The 12,770-nt window shown below is 63.2% G+C and carries 14 protein-coding genes; 5 read left to right on the top strand and 9 right to left on the bottom strand.

Annotated elements, in window-relative coordinates; translation table 11 throughout:
* Positions 1 to 156 precede the first annotated feature (156 nt).
* From JGU71_RS18905 to JGU71_RS18895, 3 genes are read right to left on the bottom strand one after another with little or no spacing between them, the layout of a single operon-like run.
* Complete coding sequence (locus tag JGU71_RS18905) at positions 157 to 429, bottom strand: hypothetical protein (protein WP_199705843.1); 273 nt, start codon at positions 427 to 429, stop codon at positions 157 to 159.
* A 52-nt stretch (positions 430 to 481) separates the two neighbouring features.
* Positions 482 to 1,096 (bottom strand): MarC family protein, encoded by a 615-nt coding sequence (locus tag JGU71_RS18900; RefSeq protein WP_199705842.1) that lies wholly within the window; start codon positions 1,094 to 1,096, stop codon positions 482 to 484.
* Positions 1,093 to 1,965: a PHP domain-containing protein gene (locus JGU71_RS18895; protein WP_199705841.1), complete on the bottom strand. Its 873-nt coding sequence runs from the start codon at positions 1,963 to 1,965 to the stop codon at positions 1,093 to 1,095. Before JGU71_RS18895 ends, JGU71_RS18900 begins: the two co-directional genes overlap by 4 nt.
* 56 nt (positions 1,966 to 2,021) lie before the next feature.
* On the opposite strand from JGU71_RS18895, the gene JGU71_RS18890 reads away from it, so the two are divergent.
* Positions 2,022 to 3,107 carry a magnesium and cobalt transport protein CorA gene (locus JGU71_RS18890; RefSeq protein ID WP_199705840.1) on the top strand — a complete coding sequence of 362 codons (1,086 nt, stop codon included), beginning with the start codon at positions 2,022 to 2,024 and terminating at the stop codon, positions 3,105 to 3,107.
* Between the two features lie 18 nt (positions 3,108 to 3,125).
* Here JGU71_RS18890 and JGU71_RS18885 read toward each other — a convergent pair whose 3' ends face one another.
* Positions 3,126 to 3,710: a suppressor of fused domain protein gene (locus tag JGU71_RS18885; RefSeq protein WP_199705839.1), complete on the bottom strand. Its 585-nt coding sequence runs from the start codon at positions 3,708 to 3,710 to the stop codon at positions 3,126 to 3,128.
* Between the two features lie 39 nt (positions 3,711 to 3,749).
* Here JGU71_RS18885 and JGU71_RS18880 point away from each other — a divergent pair, with 39 nt between their 5' ends.
* Together JGU71_RS18880 and JGU71_RS18875 are read left to right on the top strand one after the other, a co-directional pair.
* On the top strand, positions 3,750 to 4,376 hold the full coding sequence (locus JGU71_RS18880; RefSeq protein WP_199705838.1) for a phosphatase PAP2 family protein: 627 nt from the start codon (positions 3,750 to 3,752) through the stop codon (positions 4,374 to 4,376).
* Entirely contained in the window at positions 4,366 to 5,211 is an 846-nt protein-coding gene (locus JGU71_RS18875; protein WP_199705837.1) for a chromosome partitioning protein ParB, read from the top strand. The genes JGU71_RS18880 and JGU71_RS18875 overlap by 11 nt, the downstream gene beginning before the upstream one ends.
* A 10-nt stretch (positions 5,212 to 5,221) precedes the next feature.
* Here the strand turns inward: JGU71_RS18875 and JGU71_RS18870 are convergent, their stop codons facing one another.
* Positions 5,222 to 6,319 carry a winged helix DNA-binding domain-containing protein gene (locus JGU71_RS18870; protein ID WP_372433207.1) on the bottom strand — a complete coding sequence of 366 codons (1,098 nt, stop codon included), beginning with the start codon at positions 6,317 to 6,319 and terminating at the stop codon, positions 5,222 to 5,224.
* A gap of 79 nt (positions 6,320 to 6,398) precedes the next feature.
* Here JGU71_RS18870 and JGU71_RS18865 point away from each other — a divergent pair, with 79 nt between their 5' ends.
* Together JGU71_RS18865 and JGU71_RS18860 are read left to right on the top strand one after the other, a co-directional pair.
* On the top strand, positions 6,399 to 6,845 hold the full coding sequence (locus JGU71_RS18865) for a DoxX family protein (protein WP_199705835.1): 447 nt from the start codon (positions 6,399 to 6,401) through the stop codon (positions 6,843 to 6,845).
* Positions 6,846 to 6,983: 138 nt separating this feature from the next.
* Complete coding sequence (locus JGU71_RS18860) at positions 6,984 to 8,381, top strand: HNH endonuclease signature motif containing protein (RefSeq protein ID WP_199705834.1); 1,398 nt, start codon at positions 6,984 to 6,986, stop codon at positions 8,379 to 8,381.
* 36 nt (positions 8,382 to 8,417) lie between these two features.
* Here the strand turns inward: JGU71_RS18860 and JGU71_RS18855 are convergent, their stop codons facing one another.
* Genes JGU71_RS18855 through JGU71_RS18840 form a run of 4 tightly spaced genes read right to left on the bottom strand, consistent with a single transcriptional unit; the run spans position 8,418 to position 12,700 of the window.
* Positions 8,418 to 9,593: an ABC transporter ATP-binding protein gene (locus JGU71_RS18855; RefSeq protein ID WP_199705833.1), complete on the bottom strand. Its 1,176-nt coding sequence runs from the start codon at positions 9,591 to 9,593 to the stop codon at positions 8,418 to 8,420.
* A 4-nt stretch (positions 9,594 to 9,597) separates the two neighbouring features.
* Positions 9,598 to 10,428 carry a carbohydrate ABC transporter permease gene (locus tag JGU71_RS18850; protein WP_199705832.1) on the bottom strand — a complete coding sequence of 277 codons (831 nt, stop codon included), beginning with the start codon at positions 10,426 to 10,428 and terminating at the stop codon, positions 9,598 to 9,600.
* Between the two features lie 2 nt (positions 10,429 to 10,430).
* Positions 10,431 to 11,387, bottom strand: coding sequence for a carbohydrate ABC transporter permease (locus JGU71_RS18845; protein ID WP_372433202.1), 957 nt, complete (start codon positions 11,385 to 11,387; stop codon positions 10,431 to 10,433).
* Positions 11,384 to 12,700 (bottom strand): extracellular solute-binding protein, encoded by a 1,317-nt coding sequence (locus tag JGU71_RS18840; protein WP_372433206.1) that lies wholly within the window; start codon positions 12,698 to 12,700, stop codon positions 11,384 to 11,386. Before JGU71_RS18840 ends, JGU71_RS18845 begins: the two co-directional genes overlap by 4 nt.
* Between the last annotated feature and the right edge of the window lie 70 nt (positions 12,701 to 12,770).

Below are 12,770 nucleotides of genomic sequence, written 5' to 3'. Positions count from 1 at the left end.
ATACGTTCTTGTGCGATCGGATGCCGCAGCGGCAACGATGACGCTGCGGCCCCGGCGATCACCGTAAGTTACGCGGATTACCCCGGCGTTAGAACCGTCTCGCTGGTTTGCGACATCACAGGTGAGGTCGGGAGCGGTGAGGTCATCGCACCACTGTCAGCCCCACCACTGCGTCCACAGCAGGAGCCCGGTCAGCCCGATCACGACGACCGACGCAGCGAACGACACGAATCCGCGTCTGCGATCGGCAATCACCTGCGCGATCACGACAGCGACGGCGGTGACGACGTGCCACGTGATCGACACGACGCCTGGTCCGGGGAAGTCGCGATCGTTCCCGAGCACCATCGCACCGATCACGACGAGCGTCAGGACCACGACTCCCGCGGCGACAGCACCGCTGAGTCCGCGTATCGACCTTCCCACCATGGAACCCAAACTAGACAACCTCCACTATTGACGCGTTCGACCGACACATTGATCAGGACGCTTGGATGAACCCGCGGACCGAGTCCGCAACGAGTTGTACGGCAATCGCGGCCAACAGCAGGCCTGCAATCCTGGCGAGCAACGTGATCCCGCCTTCGCCGAGTACTCGAATCAACACGGTCGAAAACCGCAGCACCAAATAGAAGATCAGATGGATCGAGACGATCGCGGCCCCGATCGCCAGGTAGGACCCGACGTCGCCGTCGGCCTGGCTGACGTAGACGATGACCGCTGCGATCGCGCCGGGCCCCGCCATCAACGGTGTGCCGAGCGGTACCAGCGCGACGTTGACGTCCTCCGCCGATTTGGACTCTCCACCCTCGTTGCCGCGCAGCAGATCGAGTGCGATGAGAAGAAGCAGCAGTCCGCCTGCGCCCTGCAGGGCGGGAATGCCGATGTGCAGGTAGTTCAGGATCGCTTGGCCACCGATGGCAAAAACGGTGATGACCGTCAACGACACCGCGGGTGCCTGCCACGCCGCGCGGTTGCGTACAGCTGCCGATTTACGGCCGACGAGACTGAGGAAGATCGGCATCGCACCCGGCGGGTCCATGATCACGAACAGGGTGATCAGAACCGAGAGGTAGATGGTGACGTCGAAGCTCATGCGAGACCGCCCGCGAGCACGGGCACACCGGTTGCGGCGGCGACAAGCTTGTCGAATTGCGCTACGTCAGTACTGAAGTCGCCGAGCCTGACCGTCTTGTTGTTGCCGTGATAGTCCGACGACCCTGTGCTCACCAAGCCGAGTTCGGCAGCAAGTTCCGTCAGCAGTGCCCGGTCGTCGTCCGCATGGTCGGGATGATCGATTTCGAGTCCACCGAGGCCACGAGGGGCCAGGCGCCGAATGTGGTCCAGCGACAGCAGCCGACCTCGGAGTCTGGCTCTGGCGTGTGCGATCACCGATACTCCCCCCGCCGCGGCGACCATGTCGACGGCATCGTCGAGAGGCGTGTCAGCCTTCTCCACGAAGTACGGACCGTTCGAGGCCAGCAAGGTGGTGAACGCGTCGTTCACCGTTGCGACCACACCTGCGTCGACGAGTGCGCGAGCCAGATGTGGCCTGCCTGCCGACAACCCTGCTTCCGCCAGGACGGCGTCGGGATCGATGGGCAGACCGTCGGCTGCCATCCGGTCGGCCATCGCTCGCAGCCGTGCGACGCGTTCGCCTCGCAGGCGTTCGCGTTCGACGGCGAACGCCTCGTTCTCCGGATCGAAGAGGTAGGCAAGAAGGTGCACGGCGACGGGCGATCCGTCTTCGCCGTCGCCGAAACAGGACATTTCCATTCCGCGGACCAGCCGCAGGTCAGTGCTCGTTTCGGCGAGAGCGGCTGCGGCTTCGGCCCAGCCTGCCGTCGTGTCGTGGTCGGTGATCGCAATCACGTCGAGGCCCGCCGATGCAGCAGCCAGAACCAACTCGGCCGGCGAGTCAGTGCCGTCCGAGGCGGTGGTGTGGGTATGCAGATCGATGAGCACCCTGACAGTCTCCCAGGCACAGCATTCGCGTGGTATTCCAGGCGTAGCATTCGTGCGTGCCGTCCATCCCACCGCTGGTGTCCTTACGCAAAGTCGGTAGGCATTCCGAACCTGCCAGCACTCGACCCCGCATCCCGATTCCCGCTGCACGCGCGACCGTCGACTGCGCGGTCTATATCGACGGTGTGCGATTGCCTGGCAAGTACACCCACGCGGCCGCGCTCGCCGAGGTCCGTAGTCGTGGCGCCGGTTTTGCCTGGATCGGCTTGCACGAGCCGGACGAAGGCCAAATGGCAAGCATTGCGGCAACTTTCGGTCTGCACGAGCTGACCGTCGAGGACGCCGTCCATGCTCACGAACGACCCAAGCTCGAACGCTACGACGATATGCTGTTCCTCGTCCTTCGCACGGTCAAATACGTGCCGCACGACATTCATGCGATCAGCGAGATCGTCGAGACCGGCGAAATCATGGTCTTCGTGGGCAAAGACTTCGTCGTCACGGTCCGCCACGGCGATTTCACCGGCCTCGCCGGGGTTCGACACGAACTGGAGAACCGACCGGAACGGTTGGCGCTGGGGCCGACAGCTGTCATGCACTCGATCGCCGACCACGTGGTCGACAGCTACGTCGCGGTCACCAAATTGGTCGAGCACGACATCGACGCCATGGAGGAAGACGTCTTCACTCCTGGCTCGACTGTCGCCATCGAGCCGATCTACCAACTCAAGCGTGAGGTCGTCGAACTGCGCCGCTCGGTGAATCCCCTTGCCGCGCCGCTACTCTCGTTGTCGCAAGGCTACGACGGCATGGTGCCCAAAGAGGTGCGGCGATATCTGCGCGACGTCGTCGACCATCACACGTTGGTCGCCGAGCAGATCGCCGACTTCGACGACGCGCTGACCTCGCTGGTCGGTGCCGCGTTGGCAAAGGTTGCGCTGCAACAGAACACCGACATGCGCAAGATCTCGTCATGGGTGGCGATCGCGGCCGTGCCGACGATGATCGCCGGCATCTACGGCATGAACTTCGAGCACATGCCCGAGTTGCAGTGGACCTACGGCTACGGCCTGATCCTGAGCATCATCGGCGTGTCCTGCGTGAGTCTGTTCGTCACGTTCCGTCGCAACCACTGGTTGTGAGCGCACGGGGTCGCGGTGTCACAGCGACGCCGCTCCTCGACCCGGGTCACGTACGTCGATGCCTGCTTCGCGCCACGCGTCCCGCAGCGCGGGCGCGCCGCGCAACCGCACCCACGCCGCCTCCGTACCCGTCAACGGGACGACACTCAGAAATTGAACGGGATCGGCGGGTGGCGGTAGGGCGAGGTCGTCGACATCGGACGCTTCGAGCAGGACCGCGGTGAACGGGGCGTTGCTCCACAGCGGTTCGCCGAGGTCGATCAAGGCGTCGGCGACAAGGACGACGCCCTCGACGGCCGGCGCGGCCGCGAGAATTGCCAGCGCCTTGTGGACGCCGGACGCCACCCCGGTTCCACCGTTGAGGTTCAGCAGCAGTTCCGCACGCGGCCCGCGGTTCGGGTCGGCAACCATCTCGTTCGGATCCGACATCGGATGTCGTGAGCAGCCGACCGTTGCATATCGCACCAGGTCGGCAGCGTCGGGTCCGAACCGCAGAACGTCGATCGGGGCCAACCCGAGAAACGTCACGGATGCGGTGCTCGGCTCGTCTCCACCCAGTTGCTCCCGCAGGTGGGTACGGACAGCGGTATCGACATCGGTCACCGATCCATCTTTACACCCGGCTGCGTACAGACAGTGAACATGCAGCCGGCGAACACACGTCTCGGCACCCGACTGCTCGCGTCGATCGCCGTGGTCGCCGCCTTGTTCACGGTGGTGATCGCCGCGACGATTCCGGCGTCGGACGGCCCCAACGGACTCGACCGCGCGACAGGCTCCTGGGTGACGGCGCTACTCGACGAGCACCACTCGGTTGCGACGATGCTCGCCGCCTGCAGCGATCCGGTTGTGCTGCTTACCGTGTTGTTTCTCGCACTCGCCTATTGCAGCTACAGGAAGCGCTGGCGTGCAGCACTTTTGGTGATCGCCGGGCCATCGGTGGCGACAGCGGCCAATGCCTGGCTTCTCAAACCGCTCTTCGACCGCCGAACCGACGACTATCTCGCCTATCCGAGTGGCCACACCGTCGCCCTCGTCGCAACGATCACGGTGCTGGTTCTCGTTGCGCGGACCGGGCTGCAGCGCGCGGTGATCCTCGGCGGCGGCGCTGTCGCCCTGATCTGCGCGGCACTCGGCATGATCGCACTCGGATACCATCAGCTGACCGACATCCTTGGAGGCATCGGCGCCGCCGCGAGCATCGTCATCATCGTCGCGACGGCACTGGACGGACCCTGGCTCGACACGAGGTGCAGTGATGGCGCGTGACACCGGTTTTCCCACAGCAGATGCCGAGAACGACTTCAACCGCCAACGCCGGCGAGCGGACGTCTCACGGCTCGTGAGCTGGCTGCGCCGCCAACCCGACGACGTCAACACCGTCCTGCCGTTCGACGAAGTTGTCGCTGCTGTCGGCAATCTGGGCGAGCGCCAACGCGGGTTTCAGGTGATCAGGCTCGATTCGATCGTCGGCAGCGTCGACCGAACGCGCGATTTCGATCGGTACTTCCGGCCGACGTCGGCGCGCATCAGAGAACGGTGGAAGCGCCTCGCGGTTGCACAGCGCAAAGGTGAATCGGTACCGCCCATCACCGTGTACCGGGTCGGTTCGATGCATTTCGTCATCGATGGCCACCATAGGGTTTCGGTCGCGTTCGCCATGCACCAGACCACGATCGACGCTTACGTCACCGAGATAAAAACCCGCATCTCCCCGGACGGCATCTCCCAGCGCGGCGATCTGCTCATCAAGGATCATCGCCGCATCTTCCTCACTCGCATACCGCTGACCGGCGCCCAGCGCGACGCGATTCGGTTCGTCGATCCGTGGTGTTATGCCGAACTCGGCGAGTGCGTCGAGGCGTGGGGTTTTCGATTGATGCAGGAGACGGGTGAATTTCTCGATCGTCGGACTGTGGCGCGACGGTGGTTCGGCGAAGAGTTCGTCCCTGTCGTCCGCATGCTGCGTGCAGCAGAGATTCTGCGAGACCACACCGACGCCGAGGCCTACATCTGGATGGCACGTGAGCGCTATCGCCTTGTGCGAGAACACACCTGGAACGACGACATCATCGAGCGGCTGAGCAAGACTGCTCCCGACTGAACGGTACTCGCTAGCCGACCCGCACCTCGTAACTCCCCGCACCGGGATGAGCGAACCGCAGCAGGGCGTGCCCTTCCTTCTCGAGCGCGGTCAGCGCCGACTTGGCAATCTTCGTGAACAGCGATACCTCGAGCAGCACAGCGCCTTTGGTCTTCGTGATCGCGACGAAGCCGACAGCTCGACCGTTGACGAGGACCGCGGGCTTGATGATGCCGTTCTGGGTGAACAGCACAGCTTTGTACTCCTCGTCCAGCACTCGCGTTCGGTCGGCGTACGAGAGCAGCAGATTGTCGAAGGGGGCAAGAATTCGAACCGGCGCAACAACATCCGGACCCGGACGAGGCGCGTCGGGGAGGTCGAACAGTTCGGTACCCGACTCCGACCGAAAGACGATCAACTGCGAGCGAATCCGCTCGACGACCTCACCGAGTCTCGTCAGCCCCGACCAGGCCTGTACGTCCTGAATGCTTGCGGGTCCGTAGGCAGCGAGGTATCGAAAGACCATCACGTCGAGCGAGGGATTCGCCAGCGGCTCGCGGCCGAGCCAGTGCTCGAGCGTTGTGAGCGTCGGCTGACCCGCCTTGCCCCAGATCCCGCGTGGAGGCACCTGGACGAGCGGCAGCAATCCACGGACGCCGTGCGCGAGCGCGGCGGGGTCACGGTCGGGCCAGCGCTCGCCGAGCAACGGACGCAGTTCCGCAGCAGTCAGCGGCGTCTCTTCGACCAGTGCCCGACCTGCCGCCGCGAGGGCGTCGTGGTCGATGCCTTCCAGACCGGCCGCATGCAACGCGTTGAGTCGAAGGTCTCGATCCATCACAGGTTGGACCAGCGGTCGTAGCAGGCGGGCGTCGTCGGCAGCGAGGAGGTGGACGGTGCCACGCATCACGACGATGCGTACTGCGGAGCGGTTCAGCAGCAATTCCGAAAGTTGCTCCGGTGCAAAGTTCTTCAGGCGCGCCCAGAGCGCGAAGTACGGCGCCATCGGCGCCTGCGCCTGCAGTCCGAACGCATGCTCGGTGAACTCGAGCGCCGACATCGACGAGCGCTTCAGCAGCTGTTGGCGCGCCAGCGTCGCACGGTTGAGCGCACGCGCACCGATAGGTGGAATCACGCGGACCATTCTTCCTGTCGTACGTGAGCGGTGTCACCATGGTTGACGCTTCAACTTAAATCGATATAGTTGAAACATGAACTCATCCATCGCCCGCAGCACAGCGCTTCTCCTTGCACGCATCGCACTCGGTGTCATCTTCGTCGCCCACGGCTGGCAGAAGGTCTCCACAAACGGCCTCGACGCCACCAAGGCAGGCTTCGAAGCCATGGACGTACCTGCGCCTGCGCTGTCGGCGTACTTCGCCGCCTACGTCGAACTCATCGGCGGAGCAGCACTCATCATCGGCGCATTGGTCCCGCTCGTCGGCCTGCTGCTGTTCATCGACATGGCCGGCGCATTGCTCACCGTCCACCTCGACAAGGGTCTGTTCGCCTCCGGTGGTGGGTACGAATTGGTGCTGATCCTCGGTGCGACGTCACTGCTCATCGCAGTACTCGGCTCCGGCAAGTTCGGCGTCGACGCGCTGTTCGGCCGTGGCGGAGTCGACGCGACGAAGAACAAGTCAGGCGCACTCGTCTGACGAGTTGCGCTCCGCGCCTCGTGAGTCTTTTCGGTGGTTCCGCCCCCCGAAAAGACTCACGAGTAGTAGGTGGAATTGTGGTCTTGTGCAGGCACTTTGCGTCGAAACCATGTCGGTGGGTGGCGATAAGCTTCGCACATGCTTTCGAACCCGACACCGCAACCCGCCACGGCGGTGGAAGCTGCGATGGTCGCATTCGAAACAGCTCTCCAAGGGTTGCGTGACGTCGGATTCGGCGAACTGTCCAACAACCGCGACCGTCTCGACCTCCTGCAACGCTTCGAAACCGCAACACGCACCATCGCCGGTTTCGGAACCGTCCTGATCGCCGACATGCAGCAACAATGGATCCCCGGCGAACTCGGCGACTACCGCCTCGCCGACGTCCTCGCCGACACCCTCCGGATCTACCACAGCGAAGCCAAAGCCCGCCGCAAGATCGCCGAAGACCTCGGACCCCGCACCGGATTCTCCGGCGCACCCCTGGACCCGATCTACCCGCACACCGCCGCCGCCCACCGTGACGGGGCGATCGACCGTGCCCACATCACCGTGATCCGCGAATTCTTCGCCCAGGTGCCCAGCTACGTCGATGCCGAGACCCGCGAGCAGGCCGAAGCCAAACTTGCCGAGCAAGCCCGGATCCTGCGGCCCGATCAACTCCGCCGCGCAGGCAACCGGATCCTGGCCTACCTCAATCCCGACGGCAACGCACCCGAGGTGGACCGCGAACGCAAACGGACTTTCATCCTCGGTAAGCAGGGCACCGACCTGATGACCAAAGGCAGTTTCTGCGTCGACCCCGAACTACGGGCCTACCTCGAAGCACTGTTCGCGAAATACGCGAAACCCGGGGTCGGGAACCCGGCAGACGCCGACTCCACCGTCGATGCCGAACCTGCCGACGAGGTCGCGCACCGTGACGAACGATCGATCGGGCAACGTCAACACGACGGGTTGAAAATGGTGCTCCGAAACGCACTCGCCTCCGGCACCCTCGGCCAGCACCGCGGACTGCCGGTCACCGTCGTAGCGACCATGACCGTCAAAGAACTCGAAGAGGCATCCGGACAGGCCATCACCGGCGGTGGATCGCTACTTCCGATCCGGGATGTGCTGCGCATGGCACGACATGCCCACCACTACCTCGCGTTGTTCGACGATGATGGCCGCCCCATCTATCTAGGCAGATCGAAACGGATCGCTCAAGGTGATCAGCGTCTGGTGTGTTACGCCCGGGACAAAGGCTGCACCTTCCCGGGATGTTGGCGACCAGCCAATTGCTGTCAGTGTCATCATTGCCGGGAATGGGTGGCCGAACTCGGGCTCACGGATGTGGATCAGCTTGCGCTGGTGTGTGATTCGCATCATCGGTTGGCCGGGGTCAACGACACCGACTGGCACACCATCGTCGCCGGCGCCGACCATCAGTATCCCGGCCGGATTCTGTGGGTACCGCCGAAACACATCGACCCGACCCGAAAACCCCGAATCAATCACGATTTCCATCCCCATGAATACTGGGATCTCGTGTGACTGATCCGCGCTCTCCCGAGCTATACCGCTTACGTGTTAGCCCGGCAGCCCCAAGTTCGCGCCCGTCTTCTGATCGAACACCGATACCTTCGCCGGATCGAACCAGAGCGTCACCGTTGCGCCCTGCGCGGCCTTCGACTCCGCGGCCAGCCGGGCTACCAGTTGCGCACCCTCGCCGGTGGACACACCCGAATCCGCTGCCAGCTCAGCTAGTTCCGCGGACTCGACGGCCGGACCGCCGATGGAGAAGTACACGAACTTGTCCGAGCCCATCGACTCGACGACGTCGACCTGCGCGTCGATGGTCGCTCCGCTGATCTTCTGGTACGTATCGACGAGCGACGCGTCCTCGAAATGCTCGGGCCTGATGCCGATGACAACTTCCTTCGCGGCGTTCTTCTTTCGCAAAGCGTCGCGGGTCGCGTTGGGCAGCGGGATCTCGCCGGTGGAAAGCCGCACGCCGTCCTCGGTCAGTTCGCCGGGAATGAAGTTCATCGAAGGTGAGCCGATGAAGCCGGCAACGAAGAGGTTGCGCGGCAGGTCGTAGAGCTCCTGCGGCGACCCGATCTGCTGAACGATGCCGCCGCGCAACACGACAACTCGATCGCCGAGGGTCATCGCCTCGGTCTGATCGTGCGTCACGTACACGGTCGTCGTCCCGAGCCGCTTCTGCAGGCGCGAGATTTCCGTTCGCATCTGCACACGAAGCTTCGCATCCAGGTTCGACAACGGCTCGTCCATCAGGAAGGCCTTGGGACTCCGGACAATTGCCCGACCCATTGCGACCCGCTGGCGTTGCCCACCCGACAGGTTCGACGGCTTCCGATCGAGATGCTGACCGAGGTCGAGTACCTTGGCGGCGTCCTCGACCCGCTTGTTGATCTCGTCCTTCGACATCTTCGCAAGGGTCAGCGGGAACGCAATGTTCTGCCGCACAGTCATATGCGGATACAGCGCGTAGGACTGGAACACCATTGCGATGTCACGGTCCTTCGGCGCGCGCTCGTTGACGCGCTCCCCCGCGATCCGCAATTCGCCTGTGGAAATATCCTCCAAGCCCGCAATCATGTTGAGCGTAGTCGACTTTCCGCAGCCGGACGGTCCGACAAGGATGATGAACTCGCCGTCGGCGATCTCGATGTTGACGTCGTCGACAGCCTTGGCGCCGTCCGGATAGAACTTGGTTACCTGGTCGAGAACAATGTCAGCCATTGGACTATCCCTTCACTGCGCCGGACGTAAGGCCCGCCACGATGCGTCGTTGGAAGAAGAGCACGAAGATGATGATCGGGATCGTGATGATGACCGCTGCCGCTGCGATCGAGCCGGTCGGTTCCTCGAACTGGGAACTGCCGGTGAACTGAGATATGGCGGCAGGAACGGTGATCGAGCGTTCCGTCGCAGTGAGCGAGATCGCGAGCAACAGGTCGTTCCACGCGAAGATGAAAACCAGGATGGCTGCCGTCACGATGCCCGGTGCAGCGAGTGGTGCGATCACCTTTCGGAACGCCTGGCCCGCCGTAGCGCCGTCCATCTGCGCCGCCTTCTCCAGATCCCACGGGATCTCTCGGAAGAACGCCGACAGCGTGTAGATCGCCAGCGGCAGCGCGAACGTGATGTACGGAATGATCAGGCCGGGCCACGTATCGAACAATCCGACCGCTCGTTCGATGTCGAAAAGCGGTGTCACCAGCGAGATCTGGGGAAACATCGCGATGAGCAAGGCGGCACCGACAAGCGCTTTCTTGCCCGGAAAATCAAGGCGGGCAACAGCATAGGCTGCCATCGTGCCGATGACGACGGCGATGACCGTGGTGATGAGACCGATGCCGATCGAGTTGATCAGTGCACTCGTGAACTGATCGGTATCGAAGATGCCCTTGTAGTTGTCGAGTGTCCACGACTTCGGGATGAACGAACCGTCCTTGATGGTCGCCGCCGACTTGAACGACAGACTCACGATCCAGAGAACCGGTACGAGTGCGTACAGCAGCACCGCGAGATTGACGACAGTCCAGCCGACCTTGCGCTGGCGAGTTTCCGACATGGCTACCGTCCTTCCGCATCTGATCCGGGGGCCGAAGCACCGAACAGTTTGATGAATATGACCGCGATGATCGCCACGCAGATGAAGATCAACACGCTGATCGCCGAACCGAGGCCGAGGTTGAACGCGCCGAACAGGTTGTCGTAGCCCAGAATCGAGACCGACCCCGTGCCGTTACTGCCCTTGGTGAGCACGTAGATGTTGTCGAATATTCGGAACGCGTCGAGTGTGCGAAACAGCAACGCAACCAGGATCGCAGGCTTCATCAACGGCAGAATGATACGAATCAGCCGAGTCCACGCCCCGGCGCCGTCCACCTGTGCGGCCTTGAGCAGGTCGTCGGGCACGAGCGCCAGACCTGCAAGCAGCAGCAGCGCCATAAACGGAATCGTCTTCCACACCTCGGCCAGGACGACGATGGCAAGCGAAGGCAGCTGATTCGTCAGCGGTGCGCTGCCGTCCGGAAGGAGATTGGCGAGATAGCCCGTCTCCGGCGTCCAGGCGTAGTACCAGCTGTAGGACGCTGCGACGGTCACGATGCCGTACGGAATGAGGACAACCGTACGAACCACACCGCGCCCGAAGATGGTGCGGTGCATGATCAATGCCACCACAAGGCCGAGGACGAACTCGATCGCGACGGAGACGATCGTGATGCCGACCGTCACCCCGAACGCGCTCCACCAGTAGCCGTCACTCAGTACCGCACCGTAGTTCGCGAACCAGACGAACGACTTGTCGTCGGGGAACGCAAGGTTGTACTTCTGCATACTCAGCCAGAACGCGTACAGAATCGGGTAGGCGGTCACACCGATCATCAAGATTGCCGCCGGCGCGATCAACAGGAGTCCGAGCCGTCGCTCGGCCTTCTTCCCGTCCGACATCATCTTCGCTGCGGCCTTGTCACGGCCGTCCGCGGGGGCTGCGCCCTGCGCCTCGTTCGTCACTGGCGCGGTCATGGAATCAACCCTTCCGAATTGACAGCCTGGCGAACTTGATCTGCGAGAACGTCGACGTCACCGATCGGATCGATATCCTGCGGCGGATTCAACGAATCGGTCAGCAGGATCGAAATACTCTGGTAGGCAGGCGAAATGGGTCGCACTGCGGCCGATTCGATCGAGCCGAGGACGCCTTCCCATGCCGGGTACTTCTCCTGAAAGGCCTTGTCCTGATACAACTTCGCGAGCACCGGCGGCACGCCACCGTTGACCGCGTTGTTGCGCTGATTCTCTTCGTTGGTCAAACACGCAACGGCTTCCCAGGCTTCGGCCTCGTGCTGGGTCGTCTTCGCGACGCCGATGTTGAAGCCGCCGATGGTCACCTTGGCTGGCTCCCCCTCGATGACCTCGGGGTATGGCGCGCTTCGGAACACCTTCGCGATCGCCGCGTCCTGTTGTTCCGGGGGAACGGATTTCAGGTCGAGGAACGGCACCGCCCCCGCCGTCGCGTTCTCCTTCATACTCGGCAACACGAACGGGTAGTTGACCTCCATAAACGCGTTTCCGAATTCGAGTCCGTTGCGCGCTGTTGCCTCGTCGCTCTGTGAGATCGACGGATCGCGTCCGTCCGCTGTCGCGACGTCCTTCATGATCTGCAGCGCCCGCTGTGTCGCCTCGCGATGTTCCGGGGTGTCGTTGAGGGTCACCGTCTTGCCGTCGTCGGCGACGACCTGGCCGCCCGCGCTCACGAGCAGGGTGTTGAACCACACCATCAGGCCCTCGTACTGCTTGGCCTGCACGCCGATCTGCGCCGGTTTACCTTCGCGCGCATTGGTATTCGCGATGTCGATCGCGTCTTTCCAGGTCTGCGGTGGCACGCCGGCCGGCACCTGGTCGGGTCGGTACCACAGCAACTGCGTGTTCGAGTTGAGTGGAACCGCGTACAGCTTGTCGTCCCACTCCGCGGTCGCGAGCGGACCCTCCAGCGTCGACCCGTCCTTCAGCTTCGCTGCGAGGTCGTCGGGGACGGGCAGGGCCCAGCCCGCTTCGGCGAACTCGGCAGTCCACACGACATCGAGGGTCATGAGGTCGAGGGTCTTGTCGTTGCCTGCGAGTCGACGCGCAAGTTGCAACCGTTGATCGTTGGCGCTCTTCGGCAGAGTGCGCTGCTCCACCTTGTAGCGCCCGTTGGCTTGCGCCGTGCAGGCGACCGCGGCCGCGCTGTACTGCTCGGCGCCGTCCGCAGCGGTATAGAAACTGAGCACGATCCCGCCATCGTCGGAACCACACGCGGCGAGCATCGGACTAGCGACGATGACCGCCGCACCCATAAGCGCCAGTCGTTTTCGTACCCGCACGGACCGCCTCCTGTTTCGCGAATGCAGCGACATACGTCGGCAG

Source organism: Antrihabitans stalagmiti (assembly GCF_016482825.1).
GTDB classification, from domain to species: Bacteria; Actinomycetota; Actinomycetes; order Mycobacteriales; family Mycobacteriaceae; genus Antrihabitans; species Antrihabitans stalagmiti.
This window is presented reverse-complemented; position numbering and strand designations above follow the sequence as displayed.